18 protein-coding genes are annotated in these 23,119 nt (G+C 51.9%); 8 read left to right on the top strand and 10 right to left on the bottom strand.

The genetic code is table 11. From position 1 onward, the window contains the following. Nucleotides 1-57 precede the first annotated feature (57 nt). Together OLTU_RS10595 and OLTU_RS10600 are read left to right on the top strand one after the other, a co-directional pair. Nucleotides 58-2,883 carry a 7TM diverse intracellular signaling domain-containing protein gene (locus OLTU_RS10595; RefSeq protein WP_141732730.1) on the top strand — a complete coding sequence of 942 codons (2,826 nt, stop codon included), beginning with the start codon at nucleotides 58-60 and terminating at the stop codon, nucleotides 2,881-2,883. Nucleotides 2,884-3,061: 178 nt separating this feature from the next. Next, nucleotides 3,062-3,820: a methyltransferase gene (locus OLTU_RS10600; RefSeq protein WP_141732731.1), complete on the top strand. Its 759-nt coding sequence runs from the start codon at nucleotides 3,062-3,064 to the stop codon at nucleotides 3,818-3,820. Nucleotides 3,821-3,904: 84 nt separating this feature from the next. Here the strand turns inward: OLTU_RS10600 and OLTU_RS10605 are convergent, their stop codons facing one another. From OLTU_RS10605 to OLTU_RS10615, 3 genes are all read right to left on the bottom strand, one after another. Then, entirely contained in the window at nucleotides 3,905-4,252 is a 348-nt protein-coding gene (locus tag OLTU_RS10605) for a hypothetical protein (protein WP_141732732.1), read from the bottom strand. Between the two features lie 110 nt (nucleotides 4,253-4,362). Then, entirely contained in the window at nucleotides 4,363-5,583 is a 1,221-nt protein-coding gene (locus tag OLTU_RS10610) for a methyltransferase (protein WP_218109966.1), read from the bottom strand. 1,112 nt (nucleotides 5,584-6,695) lie between these two features. Beyond that, complete coding sequence (locus OLTU_RS10615; RefSeq protein WP_141732734.1) at nucleotides 6,696-8,717, bottom strand: ELWxxDGT repeat protein; 2,022 nt, start codon at nucleotides 8,715-8,717, stop codon at nucleotides 6,696-6,698. 509 nt (nucleotides 8,718-9,226) lie between these two features. Between OLTU_RS10615 and OLTU_RS10620 the strand changes: the two genes are divergently transcribed. After that, complete coding sequence (locus OLTU_RS10620; protein ID WP_141732735.1) at nucleotides 9,227-9,490, top strand: hypothetical protein; 264 nt, start codon at nucleotides 9,227-9,229, stop codon at nucleotides 9,488-9,490. 71 nt (nucleotides 9,491-9,561) lie between these two features. Here OLTU_RS10620 and OLTU_RS10625 read toward each other — a convergent pair whose 3' ends face one another. Together OLTU_RS10625 and OLTU_RS10630 are read right to left on the bottom strand one after the other, a co-directional pair. Beyond that, on the bottom strand, nucleotides 9,562-10,305 hold the full coding sequence (locus OLTU_RS10625; protein ID WP_141732736.1) for a hypothetical protein: 744 nt from the start codon (nucleotides 10,303-10,305) through the stop codon (nucleotides 9,562-9,564). A gap of 331 nt (nucleotides 10,306-10,636) precedes the next feature. Next, nucleotides 10,637-11,584 (bottom strand): hypothetical protein, encoded by a 948-nt coding sequence (locus OLTU_RS10630; RefSeq protein ID WP_141732737.1) that lies wholly within the window; start codon nucleotides 11,582-11,584, stop codon nucleotides 10,637-10,639. Nucleotides 11,585-11,844: 260 nt separating this feature from the next. Between OLTU_RS10630 and OLTU_RS10635 the strand changes: the two genes are divergently transcribed. Continuing rightward, on the top strand, nucleotides 11,845-12,594 hold the full coding sequence (locus OLTU_RS10635) for a substrate-binding periplasmic protein (protein WP_141732738.1): 750 nt from the start codon (nucleotides 11,845-11,847) through the stop codon (nucleotides 12,592-12,594). A 175-nt stretch (nucleotides 12,595-12,769) separates the two neighbouring features. Beyond that, nucleotides 12,770-13,207 (top strand): ATP-binding protein, encoded by a 438-nt coding sequence (locus OLTU_RS10640; RefSeq protein ID WP_176736511.1) that lies wholly within the window; start codon nucleotides 12,770-12,772, stop codon nucleotides 13,205-13,207. Here the strand turns inward: OLTU_RS10640 and OLTU_RS10645 are convergent. Next, a complete protein-coding gene (locus OLTU_RS10645) occupies nucleotides 13,204-14,730 on the bottom strand; it encodes a GAF domain-containing sensor histidine kinase (RefSeq protein WP_141732740.1) in 1,527 nt (508 codons plus the stop codon). The genes OLTU_RS10640 and OLTU_RS10645 overlap by 4 nt on opposite strands. A 186-nt stretch (nucleotides 14,731-14,916) precedes the next feature. Then, on the bottom strand, nucleotides 14,917-15,072 hold the full coding sequence (locus OLTU_RS31870; RefSeq protein ID WP_176736512.1) for a hypothetical protein: 156 nt from the start codon (nucleotides 15,070-15,072) through the stop codon (nucleotides 14,917-14,919). On the opposite strand from OLTU_RS31870, the gene OLTU_RS10650 reads away from it, so the two are divergent. After that, nucleotides 15,071-15,685 carry a hypothetical protein gene (locus OLTU_RS10650; RefSeq protein WP_141732741.1) on the top strand — a complete coding sequence of 205 codons (615 nt, stop codon included), beginning with the start codon at nucleotides 15,071-15,073 and terminating at the stop codon, nucleotides 15,683-15,685. The two genes, OLTU_RS31870 and OLTU_RS10650, sit on opposite strands and share 2 nt — an antisense overlap. On the opposite strand, the gene OLTU_RS10655 is transcribed toward OLTU_RS10650, so the two are convergent. Continuing rightward, complete coding sequence (locus tag OLTU_RS10655; protein ID WP_176736513.1) at nucleotides 15,679-16,761, bottom strand: fatty acid desaturase; 1,083 nt, start codon at nucleotides 16,759-16,761, stop codon at nucleotides 15,679-15,681. The two genes, OLTU_RS10650 and OLTU_RS10655, sit on opposite strands and share 7 nt — an antisense overlap. 159 nt (nucleotides 16,762-16,920) lie before the next feature. Continuing rightward, on the bottom strand, nucleotides 16,921-19,083 hold the full coding sequence (locus OLTU_RS10660; RefSeq protein ID WP_141732743.1) for a phosphocholine-specific phospholipase C: 2,163 nt from the start codon (nucleotides 19,081-19,083) through the stop codon (nucleotides 16,921-16,923). Between the two features lie 146 nt (nucleotides 19,084-19,229). Between OLTU_RS10660 and OLTU_RS10665 the strand changes: the two genes are divergently transcribed. Then, the gene (locus tag OLTU_RS10665) at nucleotides 19,230-20,807 is read left to right on the top strand and encodes a calcineurin-like phosphoesterase C-terminal domain-containing protein (RefSeq protein WP_141732744.1); all 1,578 of its coding nucleotides are present in this window, start codon (nucleotides 19,230-19,232) and stop codon (nucleotides 20,805-20,807) included. Nucleotides 20,808-20,846: 39 nt separating this feature from the next. On the opposite strand, the gene OLTU_RS10670 is transcribed toward OLTU_RS10665, so the two are convergent. Further along, nucleotides 20,847-22,019: a hypothetical protein gene (locus OLTU_RS10670; protein ID WP_141732745.1), complete on the bottom strand. Its 1,173-nt coding sequence runs from the start codon at nucleotides 22,017-22,019 to the stop codon at nucleotides 20,847-20,849. Between the two features lie 181 nt (nucleotides 22,020-22,200). Between OLTU_RS10670 and OLTU_RS10675 the strand changes: the two genes are divergently transcribed. Next, nucleotides 22,201-23,112, top strand: a complete 912-nt coding sequence (locus OLTU_RS10675; protein ID WP_218109967.1) for a PstS family phosphate ABC transporter substrate-binding protein — start codon at nucleotides 22,201-22,203, stop codon at nucleotides 23,110-23,112. The last annotated feature ends 7 nt before the right edge of the window (nucleotides 23,113-23,119 follow it).

Raw genomic sequence — 23,119 nt, forward strand, 5'->3', positions numbered from 1 at the left:
CCGAAGAGGAGATGCCCTGTTCTGTCGGACATCCTTTCTTTTAAGAGCGAGCGTCGTATGCGTTTTCTGATGATCATGTTGCTGGCCCTTGGCCTTCTTCCGCGCAGCGCCCTGGGTGCGGTGCCATTTGACAAGACCATTGAGCTGCAGTCCGAAGCGGAAGAGGTGGTCATCAGCCAGTTTTCCTATTGGGTGGATGCGGCACGTAACACGGAACTTGAGGATGTGCGCAACAAGGATGGATGGTTGCTCAACGAGAGGCCTGCCTTCAGCTTCGGATTCGCCAAAGCAGATTATTGGATCACTTTCCGGGCCAAAAACAACGAGAGTATTCTCCGCGATTGGATTCTGGAGCTGCAGTATGCTCCCCTTGATAAGGTTGATCTTTACGTCATTCACGAAGACGGTCACGTCACGCAGAAAAAAGGCGGTGATCGCCGGCCCTTTGCCGAGCGGGATATCGCCTACCGGACGACGAATTTCATCATAAGCGCGGCTGCCGGTGAAACCCTGACCTTTTATTTGAAACTCAGTTCAGAGAGTTCCATTCAAGGTCCTCTCGTCTTCTGGACTCCCAAAAGGTTTATAGAGAAGGCGAGTAATGAGCTGGTTGGCTTTGCGCTCTATGTCGGACTCCTGCTCGCGATGGTCGTCTATAACTTCTTTCTTTTTCTCAACATCAAGGATCGAAGTCACCTCTACTATGTTCTCTACGTTTTCTTCTATGGCTATACAATGGTTTCGCTGTTCGGACTCACTTATCAATATGTGACCCCCGAATCGCCGCTCTTCGCAAACTATGCGGTGCCCGTCTCCATAGGATTTGGCTGTATATTCATAGCACTATTCGCGCAAGACTTCCTCCAATTGCGACAGTACTCCGCAAGGATGGTGGTTGTATTTCGAATTTTCATGGCATTTGCTGTTTGCTCCCTGGTCAGTACGGTCTTCTCCTATAGCCTCGGCATCAAGCTGGCAGCTGGTATAACCATGGCAGGGGCGCCGGTAATACTGGGGGCGGGGATAGTCTGTTTGCGAAAAGGCTACCGACCGGCTTACTTTTTCGTTCTCGCGTTTGCTGCCTTTCTGATCGGGATTTCCGTAACTCAATTCATTTCGTTTGGGCTTATAGAACCTGGTTTCATCGCAACCTATAGCGCGCATTTCGGCTCTGCCATGGAAATGCTCCTGCTTTCCGTCGCGCTGGGCGATAAAATCAAATTCGAGCAGCTTCATGCTCAACACAAAATCGAGCACCTCAATGAACGGTTGCAGGAGGAACATAAGAAGATTGTTTCGCTGAACGAGCATCTGGAAGCTCGCGTGGAAGAGCAAACGCGTGATATACGATCCATGCTGCAGAATATCCGCCTCGGAATTTTTACCGTGGTCGACGACGGCCGGATCCATAAGGATTACTCCGCATACCTGGAACAGATCTTTCAAAAGAGGGGTCTGGAAGGGGCCAAGGCCGTCGAAATCCTCCTCGAAGGCTGCGATTCGGATCATGACGCTCTCAGCCAGGTCAGCAGTATCCTGCAGAGCACGCTGGGTGAGCCTAAATTCAGCTTTGATTTAAACGAAGGGTCTTTGATTCGGGAGATCAAAAAAACGGGCACGGACGGAAGCCAACAGATCCTGGAACTCGACTGGAACCCGATTGTCAATCGTCGGGATATCATCGAGAAGATCCTGGTGACCGTGCGTGACGTCACGCAACTCAGGGACCTGCAGCAGGTCGCAAATGTGAAGAAAAAGGAATTGGAATTCATCGCTGAAATCGTCCCGGTCGCACGCGAACATTTCTCGCGATTTGTCAATTCTGCAGAGAAGCATATCGAGGAGAACGAAAGCCTGATTGCAGCCAGTTCGACGAAGAACATGGAGGCCTTGAAGATCATCCTTATTAACCTGCATACCATCAAAGGTACGGCGCGTGCGCTGGGCCTCAAGAAGCTGACGGAAGTTGTCCATGGGGCTGAGCATTATGTGGGGCAGCTCCAGGCAGGCCAGGCCGATTGGAATAAATCCCGCCTCCAGCACGACCTGGACTCGGTCAAGGAAACCTTCCAATACTACCGCCATGTGAATGATGAAATACTGGAAAGAGGCAGCAGCCGCAGTAGCATTGAGCTCGACATGTCCAAGGTGGAGGCGGTTCTCCACGAGATCACCGAGTTGCATAAGCAGCCTCTTTCACCCGATTCGCGAAGACTCTTTCAGAGAATTGATTTCATGCTGTCCAAGGCCTTTCATCAGCCCGCTGAGTTGGTATTCACAGAAATTTTCGCTGCGACTCAGAGGCTGGCCAAGGACCTTTGCAAGGAACCCCCGAAAATTTCCATTGCGGACCATGGCATATTTCTGACTCGCGAGGGTGCCGATCTCCTTCGGAACATCTTCAGTCACCTGATCCGAAACTCCATGGATCATGGCATCGAGAGCAGAGAGGAACGGCTGGCTGCCGGCAAACCCTCGCATGGAGCCATAGCTGTGTCCCTTACGGAAAGAAATGACGAGGTGGAGCTGTGCTATCATGATGACGGCAGGGGTCTGGCGCTGCAGATGATCAAGGAAATTGCTTTGATCCGCGGGATGGTGGATTCAACAGCGAATCTCAGTCAAGAGGAGCTTGCTCACCTCATCTTTCTGCCTGGATTTTCCACCAGCCATTCCGTAAATGAAATTTCCGGAAGGGGAGTCGGCATGTCTGCAATCAAGAGTTATACGGAAAACGCAGGAGGAACCCTGGTTCTGAAGCTCCTGCCTGATCAGAATGGAATGGGGGCCGCCTATGTCCCCTTCAATATCATCATTCGTCTCCCTATACGTTATTATCGCTCGTTCCCCAAATCCATCTTGCAGGGGGAGATGGCGGCCTGATCCAGCCCGCCCACCTTGCCCATCCTGGCTATAAGTTTGCAAACACTCCTGGTATCCTTCGCTTTAAAGAGATGGAAAGTAAGAATATCTAATAATTACAGGTATTTGAATTACTGACTGGCTTGCTCTTGTCAGACGCTGACTGTAGAGAGATAAGACAGGCTCGGGGAGACCATTCGTGGATTTTATCATTTGGCCTCAATGGGATTTTTGGAACACAGTGGGTTACTCTTCTTTCGCTCTGCTGTGTCTGGGTTTCGGTTTTTTGGAAAAATACGGAATCGTGAGGTTAAACTACAGCAAATTTAGAAAATCGACTGGGATAAGCAGTCGGACAGGAATGTTTCTGCTCTACTTTGTCCCTATGATGGTTTATGCGCTGTTCTCCGGTCCGCAGCTGATGGAAGCGTCGCTGATTCAGTGGATCTTATTTGCAGCCGTTGTCGGGCACTTTGGAAAACGATGCCTGGAGGTTCTCTTCCTTCATAAGTACTCAGGCCCTATCGATGTATTCACTGTCGTTCAAATTGCCTCGGCTTATTCGCTGGCCACCTTTTTGTTGGCGAAACTTCATGCCGTAACAATCCTTCAGATTGATTTTCTGTTCCTGCTGGGTCTAGGGCTTTTTATTTTTGGAGAATTTTTTAACTTCTATCATCACAGGTTGCTTGCGAAGCTGCGAAAGGGTGATCAGGAGAAAGAATATGCGATTCCTACCGGCGGGCTCTTCCATTACGTGACAGCTCCTCATTATCTGATGGAACTGTGTGCCTGGCTCGGCATCGTTTTGATGAGCCGACATCTTGGTGCTTATATGATCTTTATTTGGACCTGCGGTTACCTTCTGGGCCGAGCCTTGCGCACCCATGCCTGGTACCAGAATCACTTTGCGCAGTATCCTAAAGACCGCAAGGCATTGGTTCCTTTCCTGCTCTAATCCTAGGGAATTGCCCGCGCGTCCGGGAAGACTGCGCTCCGAGCTTGGAATCCCGAAACGCCGCCTTTGGAAATTTTTGGATTTTTAGTGCAGAATGCCTCCAACGACGGGCGTAACGTCGATGGGGCGTGTAATGCCGACCTGTTTTGCGGCCTGGCACTTGCCGTTGGATTTTCCGTCTGACCCTACGCATTCTGTTCCACCCCAGGATCCTGTGCACCAACCTTCGCCATCAAATGTTCCGGTTTTACCCTTGTTGGGCCCACTGACGACCTTGCATTTGCCGCCCGATGTTCCCGATCCGCCGCCGACAGCACGGTGCAATTGCGAGCCTTCCTCGTCAGGTCCACCGCAGGCCTGAAAGGTCAGGGCGCATGCTGCTGCGATCATGAATTTTGCGAGATTTTTGAGAATTCCGTTTGAGCCTGGCATTTGTTTCTCCTTAAGAGTTGTTCACTCTTCCTACGCCGGCGACGAAATTTTTTTGCAATTTATTTGGAGGCATTTTTGGCGGTCATGTTGGCATAGATAAAGAACCGGGATCATTCCCCGCGCAAAGCGAAATTTGCATGATGCATTTGCGCCAGGCTCCTCAGAGCGCGACACAGTTTTTTTCGTAACAGGGCGGCGTCGTCCTTTGTGATGACGACCGTGGAACTTCTGATCTCGATCCGATAGGTGAAAGCAAGGCGCTGGCTCGTCGGATGGATATATTGGTCACGAATTGTGATGTTCGCGACCATTGCAGCGTCGACTGGTGCCGGAGCTGCCGAATGACCTGACGATTGCGGGAGTTGAAATCGTTGCGTGAGAAAATCAAGAGTTGCCGCGATGCGGTGCCCCATGGCCTCATCATCGACCCAGTAACTCAGATCAAAAGAACGAAGCCACTCCCGTGAAGGGCGTTTGGATAGCGCCTGAGCTTCCTCGATATTAGCCACGTTGAGAGACTGAATCTTCTCAAATGCACGAATTTCGCCAAGGCGTTTGACTCGTCCCCCAGAACCTGAGACCTGATGAACAGGAACGCTGTGAGAGGTCTCTCTGGGAGGTTTGCCCATAATAATGCGGTTGAATGGTGTGATGTCTGTCTGTATGGAGCCCTCGCTTATTTGGTAACCAAGAGCAGCAAGCGCATCGATTCGGAATTGATCAATCGAAGCTGTATTTCCTACGGCAGCCGCTGAGGGAGGCAGACCGGACGCGAGGGCGAGGGACGAAAGGGTTGCGGCTTGTTTTCGCAACGAATGGCAGCAGGGCATGATCGCAACTGGGCAGCGACTTGTGATGGCTGCCAGGAGAACACGATCGGAGAGGCTTCCACATGCATGGGCTGCCACGAGTAAAGTGCCGGGTCCATCCTCCGCTATCACAGCATCAATGCTTCCTTCCACATAATGAACGGCATCCACGAGATTCGGCCAGCGATCTGTTATCGACACCGCAAGGGCATCGGCAGACTTTGGACGGTTAATATCGACCGCTACTGCCGTTCTCAGAATGGGAATCTCGCTTGATCTCGCCAGAAGCACGAGAATCCATGCCAGCAGTCCATGGCCTGCTGCCATATCCGCGATGTGAAGGCTTTCAGGAAACGTCTTATGCACAACATTGGCCATCTGCCAGCACTCGTGCAGTTCCTTTTGAGGAAGCATTCCTGTTGCACAGACGACCTTGGCGAGCTCCCTAAATAGAGCAGGCTCCGCGTCTGCGAAACGGTCGGCATCCTTGGGCTTGAGTTTCCTTCGTGAATTGAGATTCATCAAAATTTTCTTCTGTCATTTGGGCTCTCTATCTGGCTCGCATCATAGTATGCCTCGGTGGAATCTTCCGCAACCTATGACAAGCGGGATCGATAAAAAGCGGATAAAGAGTGACAAAGTGGCTGAACATCCCGGATTTTTCATCAGGTGCTTGGACCCGTGAACCGAGGTTTCGGCATGACATCTTTAGGTGATAAGTGGATTGATAGGGATGAGTGGGGCAGTTTTATTGGACATTCCCAGAGTCCGACGTCTTTCCAGATCCGAGATGTCAGCAGCCTGCCGGCCGTGGATTTAAGCTTTGAAGATCTTAAGTTTATCCAATTCCTGCATCACTGGTAAGAGAACTCCCGCCGCCTGCCTATTGCCTCTCCAAGCGAGAGGCCGGCGCGGGTCCTGGCAGGAAATCAGTCAGACGTGAAGTTTCTGTGGATCAACTGGGTCTGAATGGGGATATGTCCTGGTCCGCAGGTCGACCCTAGCCATTCCTATGACTGTCTAAGAGGGAGGTTCCTGGGCAGGGCTGTTACATGTCTGGACGGAGTTAATGAATGTCTGGCAGAGCAGGTCTGTCACTACCCAGCCTGTCTCGCTGTCAAGTCCCACGGTTTCTGACGGAAACGTTAGGCTGGAGTCCGTGATATAAGCCTTCCTATATTCCAGAATGGTTCGATAGAAGACACTGAAGGCTGGGTCACAGCGATCCGTTACGGAAATTGTCTGACGATTGCTAAATTGTATGATCGGAGAATTGAGCCGAATTTTTTCGTCTCTTATGTTTCCATTTACATACTGTCGTTTAGTGACAACAGTTTCCTTAATGGACATGCCGTCCTTGTGTGATACGGTTCCCTCTGGATTCATGCAAAACATCTGATACGACGAACCAAGGGCCGATGAACTTATGACAGTAACAAACAGCAGACTCTTCATTTCCCTACCTCCAGGTTTCGCAAGGGATAATGGCAGTCAATGGATGAGTCTGGCAATCGGGAAGATTTTGGATGGGCTGATTTGCAAGTAGGCATGGCTGTGCATGGACAGCCATAGCTCAGGAGAGTTCGACTTGTGATGCTTAAATGCGACCTTCGATTGTCACAAATCGCCAGGTTCTAGGGCAGGACCAGTGGTGTTATGTGAGCCCTTGAGCCCTCGGACGTTGTGGCAACAAAGACGAGCTGGTTGCCAAATGTTGCGAGAGAGGTTGGGTTGCTGGAGCTGGAGCCGCTTGGGTTGATGTCTTTAACGAGAAGCGTTCCGGTCTCCGTGCCATCGGATTTCCAGAGCTCATGGCCATGGGTTCCGTCGTCAGTACGGAAATAAAGGATGGAGCCCACGGCCGTTGGGGCCGTCATGGTTATGCCGTCGCCTGATCTGATATCTTTGACCAGAACAGTACCGGCATCGGTACCATCGGATTTCCAGAGTTCCGAACCAACTGTTCCATCGGTAGCCGTAAAGTAGAGTTTCCCATTCACCGCGATTAAGCTCTCTGGCATACTGCCGCTGGGTCCTATCACGATATCCTTGACCATCGAGGTTCCGGCTTCTGTCCCATCAGATTTCCAAAGTTCTATGCCGGAAACAGCATCATCGGCTCGGAAGTAAAGGAGTCCGTTGATTGTGGCAAAAAATGATGATCCACTGTCGAGGATGCCCGGCGAGTTGCCGACCCGGATGTCTTTCACCATCACGGTTCCAGATTCCGTTCCATCTGATTTCCAAAGCTCGCGTCCAAAGGCGCTCAAGGACGCTGTGAAGAAGAGGGTGTCACCCACAGCCGTAAGGTCCATAGGGGACGCAGAGTTCAGGTCCTTAACTTTTACGGTTCCAGAGTCGGTTCCATCCGATTTCCAAAGATCCCGATCACCATTTCCGTCATTTGCTACAAAGAACAGAGTGCCGTTGACATTGGTTAAATATGTGGGACTTGAGCCAGTGTCGTCGGGATAGATGTCCTTGACCATGACCGTCCCGGCTTCGGTGCCATCACTTTTCCAAAGCTCCTCACCATAGAAGCCGCTCGACGTCACAAAATAAAGCAATCCACCAGCGGTCGTGAGCAGGGTTGGGGTGACTGCTTTCACCTTCACGGTTCCCGCTTCCGTCCCATCAGTTTTCCAAAGATGAACGGCATTGCCGTCGTGCGCGGTGAAAAATAATGTTCCCGCGGCGCTCATAAAGTTTCCTGGGCTGCTGGGATCGAGCCCGGGATTAATGTCCTTGACCAGGCTCGCGCCACCCGACGTGCCGTCCGTTTTCCAAAGTTCAGACCCATTGGTGCCATTGTTGGCCTTGAAATAGATCTTGCCCCCAAATTCATGGAAGTTTCCAATGCTGGTGACGCCTGAGCCCGAAATAACATCAGGCACCAGCCGGTATTCCTTATAAGCATCGATCGACCCATATCCATCCGCGGGCACGCAGGTCGATGCGCTCAGGCGACTGTAGCGATCTGAGGTTGTAGCATCCTCGCTGTAAGCATAATAAGTCGCCGTGGTGTGATAGGAACCGTTACTATCATCACAATCGGTCGTTCCAAGAGCACTGCTCAAATATCCTATCGGTAGCGCACTTCCCGTGCAAATGGAGCCGGTGCTGGGCACGGAATGGCCATCACCATCAGCATCCCGGTGGGCGTAGGCCAGCATTTGCCATTGGGTGGCGTCCGAACCATTGCAATCGTTATAAACCGCCTGAGCTTGCGTGAGAGTATATTCGGTATTGGACGGGCAGACTTTGGCTGAGGGAGCGCTATCGGCATAAGTATCATTATCAGCATCGACGAGCTTATATCGTGTCACCTGAAGCGCATCATCCTCGCCGGGACACACGTCCTTATCATCGGTGACACCGTCAAAGTCCGTGTCCGTGCTGCCTGGGCTATTGCTGGAGTCATCCGTATCACCTGTGGAACCGCCGTTCTGGGGAGTCGTGCCGCCGTCCTTTTCCACATCCTTATCATTACTCTTGTAATTCTCATCCTCAGGATTATCCGTGCCACTCCCGGTGCCGGTCTCTGTTGTCTCCGCCCCGGTTTCCGTGGTGTCGTCACCGGCAGCGCCACCCTTGCCACCGCGCTTGGTGCACGATGCCAGACAGATGCAAAGGGACAGAGCGATGAGCGCTTTCATAGGCGACTCCAAAATAATTTGGAAATCCACTTTCAACGCTATTCGGTGAAGGCAGCTTCAATTCTTAATATTTCGGCATATTAATTTTATTTTTCAGAATTATGACGAAGGGGATGAACCGGGTGTGTCACGGAGTGTTTTTAATGACTTAAAATGGCAGGAAATTTCGCACTTCCACATTCCAAACGGCCCGCCTCGTCCCAGGCGGAACAAAACTTGAGTTTTGACGGTCGATCGCGTGCTATCGATTTTTCTGACAGGTCTTTCCTGCTCGATTTGAGCTAAAAATGAGCCTTTCCTGTTGCTCGCGACTGAATACCAAACGTAAGTTTTGGACATCGTGTCCTGTGCTCTGGACAAAATTCCTTATGTGGCATTCCCATAAATCCAAGTGTCCAAATAATTTTAGGATATTGCCGTTTGGTTCTGCTTTTGCTGAGGGCTCTTCAACAGCAAGCGTCGACAGCGTCATGGTGACGAAAAGGCGCCTTCCGTTCAAGGAGTTCGTTATGAAATATGTCTCCCTCCTGGCCATCCTTCTCAGCAACATCGCCTTCAGTACAGAACGTGCGCCCCTGGACAATGAGCGCGTGAAATTAAAACCGGAGTCCGTCCGCTGCACACTGGAATATGATCCAACCGTCTGCACGTATCTGGATATCAGCATTGAAGGCAGCAATCGCTGCTTTGCACGCGCAGCCCTGCAGTCCTATGCCAACGCCCACAATATCAAGATTGATCCTGCCAAGGTCGTCTGTACGTCGGGCATTTAACCCGCATCGTGATCCATAAAATAGCCAGCTGCCGGAAATCCGCTCGGCAGCTGGCCTCTTGGAAAGAAACTTCAGACGCCTGGGGAGAACGTCCACTTGCCTTGATTGCACGTATAGGTATTGCCACGGTAAGTCGTCACTGTACCATGTTCGTAAACTGTTGTGCCGTTCGCTCCAATGCAGGACTTCGGCTCTTCGGGAACGGTCTCCGTGTGGGTCACGACAGTGGTTTGACGGGCCCAAAGCTTGTTCACCTCGGTGAATTCCTTGCGCCTCAGCATTCTCTTGATTTCGGAATAATCGTAGCTGGAAAGCTTGCCACCGTTCATGTACGTGCCATTGTCTTCGCTGTTCATGATCGAAGTGGTTCTTTCGAAAATATGCCCGAAGCCAAAAATATGACCCACTTCATGGTTGGCAGTCCAGTGGCCGGCCCATTTATTAGGGACACTGACCGTGTGAATGCGTCCGCTCAAGGGAGCAGCCTGTCCAAAGTATGTGACGTCATCGGAAACCCGGACCAGCTTGATGATACGATCCCCGCTACAACCTTTGACGATCCTGAGGCGTTCATCGCGTCCACCGGCATCGGCCCAGATACGAACCGCGCGGACGACGTGATCAGCGACTCCCGTCTTGACGCCGGTATCGCAGACGGCAATCGTGGAACCGGGTTTCAGGATATAGGGGCTGTCTCCAACTTTCCAATAATAATCTTCCAGAAAAGCGGATGTGGTGCTGTGCTGCTCTTCCGATTCGTTTCCGCATGCCGACAGCAGTGCTATCAAACAACCTAGCCATAATTTGTTTTTCACAAGTCACTCCAATGTTCCAGGTTTGGCTCGTTTCATGAGCTGACTGTTCACAATGTTTTGTGATTTTTTCGTTCCCTCAGCGGGCTCGAATGCGACGGCCCATATGTATTACAAGTGAGCAGGAAAAGTCTTCATAAAATGTTATTTATCGCGATGCTTTGCGAATAATGTCTTTCTGTCTCTTGATGGTGACAGCCTTGATGCAAACTCTGTGTGTCGTGAAAAACTTGGTGGGCTTGGCTTGCGAGCGTACCGAGTTCACCTGACGCGCGCTGCCTCGCTGGACCTTGGGCAGCTGCACATCGGGGCTCGGCTTTTGCCACGAACGGACTTAGGCCCGACAGTTCCCGGCAAACTTGACTTTCTTGAACGAACCGGTATTCGGAATGATTTTCTTCTGATAGCAGGCGCCGCTGTCAATTTTCTTGCTCTTAACGATGCTGACGATCGCGTTATATATGCCTTTGAGCGTAGGGGCGCCCACGGCGGTGCAAATCACGGCGGCGGCTTTGGCGATCGGCGACGGAAGCTTGGTCGCTCCGGAGCATGTGGCGACAGCGGCCACCCCTCCTGCCGCGACGATAGCTGCCGCGATGCCTTTCATCTCGGCCCCGGTCATGTTCAGGTAAACGCCAAGGCCGAATGTCAGACGCGGATCCAGGACGATGGGAAATTCCGCTTCTGAAAAATCAACATGCTGCACCAGGGTGGACCCTTCCAGTACATACCAGGTCTCGAGCTGTCTGCCTTTGGCGTCAACGGCCCAAGGTTTTTCGAGCCGATGATCAAGAACCAGCTCCATACCATCCACTATCATCCGAAATTGAATGCCACCCTCTTCGTCAACGGCGGCGTGCGTGGACTCCGGCAGCGTCAGAGTCCATGCAGGGAAAGGATCATTTGCATCCATCATGACTGCGATCGCCTGAGCGCCGCCATCGTCAGTCAGTCGGGAGGCAAATGATCCTGCGACCAGGAGATCTTCGAACGGTTCCGCCTGAACATCCCGCGGATTCACAGGATCGAGGCTGAACCTGGACGTACCACCGAATTGGAAACCTGCTTGTTCCGTGAGTTGAAGGGATTCGTGCACCCGCTTATCGAGCGCCTCATCTTTCCTAACGTTTAAGTTACGTGTGCTGGACTCGGCCTGAACCAGTCCATGCCTGATGATGCTGGCGATTCGGGCAGGATCGTCTTCCTGAGGCTGGGCTTTTGCTTCAAGACAAGCCGCTGCAAAAATGAAGGCCAGACCAAGGCGCAAGACTTTGCATTCCATAACAAACTCCTGTGTGGAAAATTTCTGTCAGGCTTCAGCAAGACATATGCCAGGGGCTGCCTGCCACGTGATGGGAATTTGGTCCTGCCATTCAAACTCCGAGGTCCAGATCCATGGACAGAATATGTCCAGCGACCAGGACACTTGGCCTCTATGTAGCAGCTGACTCGACAGGAACAAGCGTGAAAATATGGGCGAGTGATGGAATCTTATGATACATTCGGCACCGGAAGTTGCGAGGGCATGCTTGGGGCGGAATCATGAGATTATGGACTTTCCTCCTGTTGTGTCTTGCAGTGCCCATCCTGCTTGGGCATAAACCAGCTCATTATATTGTTGGCCTCCCGGATACGCAGCTTTATCCACAGTACTGGAATGACGAAGGCAAACTCGCAGGCTATGTTCCGGCCTTGATCCGTCAGTTCGCGGCAGACGAAGGCATGGTGCTGGACCTCGAGTTTTACCCCATACGCCGTTATCTTGTGGAATTCCAGGAGGGACGGATTGACTTTATTGTCCCGTCCAACCCTGGGTGGGGAGAAGGCTCGTCCAGTCAAGCCATGACCTTCTCCATTCCCTTCATGCAAAGTCGAGCCGGCTTTATCGGACTTGATCCCAAACTCCATCCTTCGAAGATCAACAGCATCACGACTCTGGCCGGCTACACGGTCGCCGTGTTGTTCGAAAAGGATTGCGAGTTTAAAGGAGTTAAACTGGAGTACGTGAATAGTGTGAATAGCGCCATGAGAGTGCTTATGGCCAAACGCACCGACCTGGTCTATTTGCATTTTGATGCTGCTGAGGAATGGATCCGCCTCAATCCCAAGGTGAAGACGTCTTTCTACTTTTATGATCAGTACGCCAGGCTCATGGATTATCACCTGGGGACCATGAAACATCCCAAAATCATTGAGAGATTCAACAGATGGATGCAGAAGCATCCCGAAGCCCTGGAGCAGGCCAAAGCTTCCGTGGGGCAAGGCAAGCGACCGCGTGCAGAAAAATCCTGACCGTCGCGTGGGTTGGAGTGTGCTATTGCAGTAATATCAACGGCATACGCCGCAATTCTTCGTAAGGTCATGTTTTTCCAAAAGCTGCCGATTTCATAGGGGAACCCTGGTTGTCATTCTCTCCCTCCTGATCTCTGCGGCAAGCCAAGCGTCCACGGCCCCGGAAGTCGAACTGTTGGATCATGCCTTTGAACCCCCAGAGGTCAAGACGGCTCTCGGGAAACCACCCGCGGGTGCGATGATGATCGCTTTCGCCCGGCAGGGGAAAAGGGTCACCATTACGATCCATGATGACGGAAAAGGATTGAACCTGAAGGCCATTGAGAAACGAGCCAGGCAAAGCGGATTGATTCAGGACAAGGAAAGTCTCACTCAGGACAAAATCCTGGACTGTATCTTTGCATCCGGTTTCAGTTCCGCCGATCGCGTCAGCAAGGTGGCCGGTCGCGGTGTTGGTATGGATACGATCAGGCAATTCGTCCTGGAAGCCGGTGGCGCTGTTGGTCTGAACATCGACGAGCCCAGGCAAGGCTTCGCGGCATTTTCCATCGTCATCGACTTGCCGATCAAACTCTTTCCGGATGCCGCGGATGATAGCAGGGACGCAGCCTAGCCTTTGGGAAGCTCCAGGACAAAACTGGTGTAAGGCGTTTCCAGGCTCAGAAATAGCCTGCCGCCCATCTTTTCTGCCAGACCTTTGGATATGCTCAGGCCGAGTCCACTGCCTTTGCCAACTTCCTTCGTTGTGAAAAAGGGCTGCATGATCTTGTCGCGTATGGCGAATGGAATTCCTTGGCCGCTGTCACTGACTTCGATTTCAAGGACTTTGCCGATGTCACGCACCTTGATCGTCACCCACTTGTCGGTGGACGGCCAGGCGGCATCAAAGGCATTGCTCAAAAGGTTGATGAGGATCTGCGAAAGAGCCGTCGGGCTGCAGTGGAGCTGAAGGGTTGGATCAAAGTCCTCAACCTTAAGTTGTATCCCATGATGCTGAAACCTCTCCTGCACAAAGCTGAGGGTGTCATCCAATACGGAGCGAATCATGACGTTCATCTTTTGCTCGGGTTCGGCTTCCCGCGCAAATTGAAGGAGACCTTTAATGATTCTGGTAATCCGCTTCGTGGTTTGTTCGATGCGATCGCCGGCCTCACGTACGATGGTGTCCCGCACGAGGCTGTCCTTCGAACCATGCTTCAGGACATAGCCTATCGATTGAATGATAGAGAGCGGATTGTTGATTTCATGGGCGATTCCGGCAGCAACCTCGCCAAGAGCCGCCATCTTCGAAGACATGACCAGTTGTGCCTTGTGGATCTCGATCAGGCGCTCGGACTCTCTCTTTTCGGTTATGTCCTTGAATATCCAGAGCAAGCCTCTGGCTTCATTGTCGACAAATATAGGCGTATAGGAAAATTCCAAATATCGCTCGTTCCTGGTTTCAATCTCGTATCCTTGGGAAGTCCCTTCAGACAGAGAATACTCCATGACCTTGCGCATGAAGGCGTCAGGATCCTTGAACGCCGATTTGATAGTACAGAATAAATCGAAGACATTCCTGCCGATGACGTTTTCGATCCTGATGTCAAACAATTCATAGAATTTTTCATTAATGGCAGCGATGGATCGGAATTCGCTCTCAAGAATGATGGCCGTATTCAAGTTGTCAATGAGGGTTTTCAAGCGCACAACTGCCAGGTTGAGCTCGTCCTTGATGAGCTCGTCTTCGAGTTTGATGATGGCATGCTCAGCCAGGGTTGCAAGGCTGAGCTGTTGACCCTGATTTAATTCACGTGGCAGGTAGTCCAGAACGCACAGAACGCCGAGCTTGACCTTGTTGTGGGTCATCAAGGGAGCACCCGCATAGAAACGCAGCTCTGGCTTGCCGATGGCAGCCTGGAGCTGCGAAAATCTCTCATCCTTTGCTATGTCGGAAACGATGTAAACGTCATCCTGCTCGATGACATCGCCGCAGATGGACTTCTCGATCGGCAATACCACAACGTCAAAGCCGATACGGGCAAGGAAATGCTCCTGAATATCGTCAAGGATGGATATGAAGGCAATGGGTGTCTCGCAGATGATGGACGCGAGCTTCGTGATCGGATGGAATCGCTCTTCGGCAATCCGTTCCATAACTCGCAGACGCTCAATTTCTGTCAGCCTTCCATTATCCGCGAAAAGCAATTTTCACCTCAAGTGCCGAACCAATTCATGAGCATACCTGTGTAAATCTATTCCATTGAGGCTTATTAGGAAATACGGAAGTGGCAGCAGAAATTATGTAGTCCAGTGACCGCATAGGGCCAGTTGATCTGCAAGTTAATAGGGCAGGATGCGGAACTTGGAGCTTGCCCCACGGCGGCGATGAGTCGAAAATAGGAGGACATCAAGGGTTGGTCGCGGACGACAGCTGGGCTCGGTCAGATCCTGATCGCGTTTCCAGAGTTTATGGATGTTCTTCAGGAGTTTTTCCATGGGAAATCAGGCGCTTTTGTTGTTTCTGTTGATGATGGGTCTCACGGTTCAAAGCTGTGGGGGATACAAGGCTGCCGATGATGAGGATCTGGAACCCAGGGAAGGTGAGATCGTCGGCGTCCTGGTCAATGAGAATGGAAAAGCCAATCCGGACTCCACGATTGAACTTTATCGGGAGGATGGTGAAACGCCGCTTGCAAAGAATACAGGCATTGATTCGGATGGGCGCTTCGGTGTCTTTCCCCCGGAGGATGGCGTTTATAGCATCGTCGGCTCCATGGGGGATCTGGATAAAGTCATTGTCCAAGGGATAGTCTTCAAGGCAGGTGAGGGCATGAATATCGGGACGATTCAGACGAAAAAGGTGGGAGGACTGGCTGTGCGTGTCCGCGTTCCTGAGGGGCATACGCCTGATGGTGTGGCCTTCAACCTTATAGGCTATGAAGCCAGTGGCACCACCATCGAAGAGGGCGCCGGCCTGATTGAATCCGGTATTCCCGCTGGTCTCTATTCCGCGAAATTCAGCAAGGATGGCCTTGAGACGCTGGTCGTCGAGGATATTGAAATTCAATCCGGTGAGCCCACGGTCCTCGATGATGTGGTGCTTCAGTAAGTTCGTGGAACCGTCTGTCTTGCCAGCTTTGGCTGTCGCGAAAATGGCTTCCAGGAAAGATTCTCCATGCTCTCCACCTGCTGACAATTCTTGAGAACATGAAGCAGATAGCTCAAGGAATACCTCTCCTCATGGAGAAGCCCAGGGTAGGCCTTCCTAAGGGCCCGGGTCGCCTCTTTCAGGTGATAATGGGGAATGGCGACTGTCACGTGATGCGGAATATGCCAGGCGATATTGTGCGTGAGCCAATCCACATACCAACCGTAACGCACGTTGATGGTACCGAGCAGCTGAGCCACGCCAGCGTTCCACGCATCGTCCCGAAGGAACGGCCGCTCAGGGTGCGTGTGATGCAGAAGGGTAAAGACCGAAAGCCACCAGTAATAGCGAACAAGAGGCACAACGAAGCCCATGCAGAAGACATAGGGCCCCAGATGGAGGCTGAAGCCCATGAAAGCCCCAAAGATGATGCCGGTGATCAGAGTGGAAAGCCAAATGGAGGAACGGTCCTCCGGCCGAAAGCGTTTGCCTTTACGGAACATGAAAAACTGCTCCAGGAGATGCAGAAACCCGCCGACCCAAAGCACCACAATCCGGGACCGAATGATCGTATACTGCCAGCGTATCCAGGGCGGCAGCCGCTGCAGCCGTGCCTCGGTATAAGGCTCCCAGGCGATATCCTTTTTTGCATTGTTGGTATGCGTGTGATGAATGTTATGTGAAAGCCGCCACAGATGAAAGGGCCAGCCCACCAGTGACGAAAGGAAATGCCCCCAGATGTTATTCTCCCGGATCCCGGGAAATAGCGACCGATGGGCCGCGTCGTGGGCCAGATCAAAGGCTCCGGTCAAGGCTGTTCCGAGAAACCACCAGGAAAATGCCAGCCCCAAAGGCCATTTGATCCAGCTCTCCTGCTGAGAGCAGAACAGGACAAAACCATAGCCGCCGACCAGGAACGTGAGCGTTTTCAGGATGGAGGCATAGGACCGGAGCCGGCTTTTTACGAAGAGCCGGCGTGGGATGGTACGCATGATTCCGGAAAGGGAAAGCTGCATCACAGGGGCTTTGGTTTTCATCGGATCTTCCGCTCCACTCGTATTCCACCAGGGCAACCGCCCGTTGTTCCATGCAAAGGGAGTGAAAACCATAAGTAGCTGAAATTACATTGTATTTTTGGCTTGGACGCTGTCCAGCGTGATGGAGGGTGTCCAGTTTTCTGGCAGGGGAAGGTTGGATCAACCGATCGATTGTTCCGCGATCGCTTCCCCCTCCATCGCCGGATCACTGGTGGAATCCTGGCCCGTTTCCATTCGGCCTGCGAAGCGCCGGCTCCAGCCAGGATATCCCTGCAGTCGAACCGAGTCGTCATACCAAGGCCCATTCACGAGAGGCCTGCTGAGCGTGCGGCTGCTTTTTGCCGGAATAAGGAGCGTCACAGGCTCTGAAGACTCATACCTGTTCGCCGTCAAGGTTATGATATGGTCGCGCTCGCTTGAGTTTCTGAACAACAAACGCAGAGCATCATTCGGTCTATCATAATCCATTTCGAAGTCCACCTGCTGCTCGATGCCACTTCGTCCTGTGAAGTGTCGATGAAAGCCATTCGGTGCCAGGACCCACAGGTCATAGTCACCGGCTGGAGTCGTCAACCAACGGTCCTGCAGGGACTTCTGCGGCTCAACAGTAAAGCGTCGTGGCACCGCGCTTAAATTCAGACGATCATAAACATGAAACACAGCCGCGGCGCGACCGGTATTCCTGAATTCAAGAGTGACCTGGCGTGAGTCAGGCACGCGGCTGATGACATGCAGTTCGTAAGGCAAGGCCCGCGATGGGCGGATGCCACCCTCCTGAACCGGCATGATCAGTTGGGAAGGGACGGGCGGCGTGGTGCGCTGCGTGAGAGCCCTTGCTCTTCGCGCTCGTTCCAGAGTCTCCGGAAGAAGGAAAGCCTGATCATCGGGCCTGGAAAAATTGAAAGACGAAAGAAGGTCGCCACAGACAGCGCGGCGCCAGGAAGAAATATTGGGTTCATTCACTCCAAACCGTTTCTCGATGAACTTGATGATCGAAGTGTGATCAAAGACCTCAGAATTCACCCAACCGCCTTTGCTCCAGGGTGAAACGATGTAACAGGGGACACGCGGTCCAAGGCCGTACGGCCGATGAAGAAGGGCCCGCTCATCCGCAGTATTTTGATAACCGGGCAGACGTTCGTGATATTCCCCTCGGGTATTCACCGTCGAGGCGCCCGCGAGGACTGCCCGGCCGGGATCCGAGTGCCAGCTGATATAGGACGGCGGCGCCGGCGGTGGCACGTGATCGAAGAACCCATCATTCTCATCAAAGTTCACGATGAGAACCGTTTTACTCCAAACCGTTGGGTTCGCAATCAAGGCTTCCAGCACTCGTGCGGTATAATCCGCGCCCTGGGCAGGACTTGAAGGTCCCGGATGCTCCGATCCTTCCGCGGTGGCGACGATCCACGAGACTTGAGGAAGTTTATCATCTCTCACATCATCTGCGAGTTTATCGAGGTCGCGGGTCGCCACACCCCGATGCCGCAGCGATTCGGAATAACCCGGCCTCTGAAACCACGCATCGCGAAAGCTGCGAAATCCAGCCAATGGATTGTCCGTGAAATTATCGCCCATATTCTGATAGATCTGCCAGCTGATGCCCGCGCGTTCGAGTCGCTCCGCATACGTGATCCAGGTGTAGCCTCCATGCGATCCCGGATCGGCATCAAACCAGTCATATTCATTGTAGATAGCGGGTCCGTGTCCCACACCCAAAGGATCATTGGTGCCAGTCCAAAGGAACAGGCGGTTGGGGTTGGTACCGCCCTGAAAGGAACAGTGGTAGGCATCACAGATAGTAAAAGCATTGGCGAGAGCGAACTGAAATGGGATGTCTTCCTCCCTATAATAACCCATGGAATGGTTCTGTTTGTGCCTGGGCCACTCCTCCATGCGCCCATGACTCCAGGCGTACTGAGCATTATTCCAGGTGTGAGGCGTACCTTCGACCCGAATGTATTCGAAATGCCGCTCTGTGTTCAGATGAAAGGGAGCCAGAGCGGGCTGAGCTGTGCTCCCAGGCGCAGGAGGCTGGAGCCAGATATTCTTGTTCTGCATGGTATGGAAGGCGGGACGAGGAACGGGAAATGGATCCGCAAAGCCTCGTACCCCGGGCAGGGTTCCAAAGTAATGATCGAAGGAACGGTTTTCCTGCATCAGTATAACGATGTGCTCAACATCCTGCAGAGTACCAGTCCGGCGATGGGCTGATACGGCGAGTGCCTTCTGTATGACAGGAGGGAACAGGCCTGCAACCCCCGCGGCGCCCGCAAGACCTGATAAGGCTATGAGAAATTCGCGGCGATTGTTCTGCATCATGATCAAGCCCCTGAACTTTTGCAGAGAAGCCTAGTAAGGGAGAAGGCAGCTGTCAAGCGCAGTTGTGAATCTTTACCCAAACCTTATTGCCAATTTCAATCCAGGTCCTATGCTTTCGAAAATTTCTCAAATCATGAGGAGGATTCATGAACTATCGCATGCATGTTTTTCAAGCCCTCGCTTTGACCCTGCTGCCTCTGAACCTTTTCGCTCAGGATGAAATACGTGGATATGTTTTCCATGATTCCAATGGTGATGGGCAAATGCAGGCTTTCGAAAATGGCCTGGCGGATGTCCTCGTATCCAACGGGCGAGAAGTCAATCGCACGGATGCGGAAGGGCGCTATGTTCTTCCTCTTCAGAGCGATATGATCATTCATGTGATCAAACCCAGTGGGTGGAAGCTGCCCATGGAGGGAGGGCTTCAGAAATTTCACGTTGTCCATAAACCCTCGGGATCGCCTCAATTGAAGTACAAGGGTGTGCTTCCAACGGGAGCCTTGCCTGCATCGGTTGATTTTCCTCTGCAGCGCAATGACGAGCCCAAGGAATTTTCCGTGCTGATCTTTGGCGATCCTCAACCCAACAGCCTTCAGGATGTTGACTACTATCAAAGGGACATCGTCGATCAAATTTCCCATCCGGAGCGATTTGCCTTTGGGATATCGCTCGGCGACATCGTGAATGATAATCTTGATCTCTTTCCGGCGGTCATCGACGCGACAGGTCGCCTTAAGCTGCCTTGGTTCTATGTTTATGGCAACCATGATATGAATTACGATGCGCGAAACTTTCCCACCCTGACATCCGATCAGAAGGACGGTCTGGCTGATGAAACCTGGGAGCGCGTCTTTGGTCCTGCAAACTATGCGTTTTCCTATGCCGGCGCAACCTTTGTGAATATTGATGATGTCTATTATCCAACGGCTTCAGGCGGCTATATTGGAGGATTGCGGGAGGATCAAAAGGTTTGGTTGACCAATCTGCTCGCTCAGCTCGACCATGATCAAACTCTTGTGGTGAGTATGCATATTCCTCTGTTCCATTCCTGGCGTGAATCCGACCTTCAATTCCTGCTCCAGGCTCTCAGCCCTTTCAAAAAAGTTCTGAGCCTGTCCGCTCATAGCCACATGCAGCAGAGTTACTTCTTCCGCAGAGAGGATGGTCGCGGCTGGGAAGCTGCTCAACCGCATCATCACTTCAATGCAGGCACGACTTCGGGAAGCTGGTGGGCCGGGAAATTTGACGAATCTGGCATTCCCGAGACGACGATGCGGGATGGAACACCCAACGGCTACACAGTTCTTTCCATCAATGAATCATATTACAATATTGAGTTTTATCCCACTCGCCACGAGGGTCATCCGAAAGGGACCATTTACTTGAGTCCAGACGTTCCGCTTTTGGAAAGCCTGCACATTAAAGCCAATCTTTTCAATCTGTCCGAAATGGCGAAAGTCTTCATGCGCTTTGTGAGTGATAAAGGGGTTGAAGGGCCATGGCAGCCCATGCGTTTCGCGCCGCAATTTGATCCGCTCTATCGGGAGAAATACGATTTCATGATAACCAACCCACAGCTGGGCCGTAGACTTCCGAACCCTGAAACCAGTTATCATATCTGGGAAGGTTCCCTGTCGGGTGTCGCGCAAGGTACGGGAAAGGTTCAAGTCAAAGCGGAAGATTTTTTCTGCGAAAGCTTTGAGCTGGAGTACGATATCCGCTGAAAGAATAAGCCCATGATAAAATCATGGGCCTCTACTCCTTTAGAATTTTCCAATCAGGCCGACAACCAGGTCTGTCCTGGTAAGATCCTTTTTACTGGCGGGATCAACGGGATCCACAAACTCGCCCGAAGCGACCACAACGTCCACGTAGGGACGATAGTATGCTCCCCAGTGGTCAAAGTGGGTGCCAATCGCGATAGTGTTTTCATTTCTGTCCAATTTGCCCTGCGTATTGGCCTCAAGCGCAATTTTCTTATCTTCGGTCAACCCATCCGATTCGTAAGGATCGGTCTGGAGCGTTGAGAAATGAATAAAGGGTGTGTAGTTTGCAACCTTATATTCAGCATAAGCCACGAGGCCCATATACACATTTTTTTCTTCCACAAATCGGCCTGCTTCGACGGGATCGACACCCTTGTTATGGCGCGTATCCAGGGTGTAGCTCACATAGGAATCCATTCCTTCACTTTGGTAACGAAGTCCCGCGGAAGCCGTGCTGCTTTTGCCAAGATCGTAGATGGCATACTGAACCAAGGGGGAAAAGGCTCCAAACGAGCCCAACCATTCAAGCGCCACAGCAGGTTGCTTTTGTGTGGTCTGCTTTTCCTTGCTGTTGGCTACAATGCCGGCACTGCTTCCTCTGTTCCAGCTTGTGCAAGTCGTTGTGGTGCTCGCGGTCACCTGATTGGTGGCTGGATTGTTGGTATAGGTGGTCTTATCTGAACAATTGCTGTAGTCATCGACCAGCTGGAGCGACCAGCTGCCACCCAACTTATAGGTGATGTCGAGTGCGACTCTGTCCTTGAGAGGATTCAAGTCCAGATAGGCTCCCGTAACGGGTGTCGTGGTGCTGCTGGACAAACGCCGATGCAGGCCGTATGTCTTGATCTTCTGCTTGCCGATTGTAATATCGAGGTTAGCGAAGGGTTTATAGGTCAGATAGAAACGCTCCAGCTCAGCTTCCTTCAGCTTATAGAGCACGGTCCAGGCAATCTCATCGGAGAGTTTGCCTCTGAATACGACTTTTGCTCCCTTCAGGTTGAGAGCTGTGGTCTTGGTTTGTTTGCCGAGATCCTTGTCATTCAAACCATCATTCGAGTTGATGACATTGATTTGGTATTCTGATCCAACCTCTACTTCCGGTACCGCGTAAACCATCGGAGTCAGAGCCAATCCAGCCAAAGTCAAATAAGTTCCAAAAACCTTCATCATGAACCTCCCTCAAATTATGTAAGGCGGCCCATATCTGCCACAGCCTGCTCGAGACTTCAAGCCGTTGATCCCCTTCCTTCACTTTAATGTGCCCTTTATTTTAACTTCATAAATCTATTGTATGACGGCGCTGCAGGTTATGAGTCAACCTTCACCGAACACAGGAATCTGGGAGAAAAGCATGAAAGTTCGCAACCTCGTCTTTGCTCTGACCACCCTTGCTCTGGCCCACCATAGTTACGCCGCCAATCAAGGCGACAAAAATCTGAAGGGCGACGTTAAGCTGGACGGATCGAGCACAGTATTCCCAATCGCTGAAGCTGCTGCCGAGGAGTTTCAAAAGCTCTATCCTAACGTTCGCGTGACCGTGGGTCTGTCCGGAACCGGCGGGGGTATGAAAAAGTTTAGCAATGGTGAAATCGATATCGCCAATGCTTCGCGTAAGATGAAGCCAGAAGAAGCCAGGAAGGCCCAGGAAGGAAATATCGCCTACACTGAGATGCCTCTGGCGTATGATGGGATTTCCGTGGTGGTCCATCCAGCCAACAAATGGGCTACAAAGTTAACCATGGCCCAGTTGAAAGCCCTCTGGCAGCCGGGCAGCACGGTGAAAACCTGGAAAGACATTGATCCAGCGTGGCCCAATGAGCCTATCAAACTCTACGGTCCGGGCGCGGACTCAGGGACCTTTGACTTTTTCACGGAAGAAGTCATGGGCAAGGCGCGTCTCTCAAGGAACGACTACGTGGCGAGCGAGGATGATAATGTTCTGGTAACTGGGGTTTCCAAGGACAAATATGCTCTGGGTTACTTTGGTTACGCATACTATGTCGAAAACAAGAGAGTGCTCAACGTCGTACCCCTGGCCAAGGGTAAGGATGCTGTTGCACCCAGTGACAAGTCGATTGAAGATGGGAGTTACCCGTTGTCCCGTCCGCTTCTGATCTATGTGAATGATAAGTCGGCTCAAAGGCCTGAAGCCAAAGCCTTTGTGTCGTTCCTTTTGAAGAATGCTGCGACTCTTTCGAAGGAAGTGGGATATATTCCCCTCAAAGAGGCCACCTACGCAGATATTCTGAAGAAATTCAAATAGGAAGGGC

The organism is Oligoflexus tunisiensis (assembly GCF_001748245.1).
In the GTDB taxonomy this organism is placed as follows: domain Bacteria; phylum Bdellovibrionota_B; class Oligoflexia; order Oligoflexales; family Oligoflexaceae; genus Oligoflexus; species Oligoflexus tunisiensis.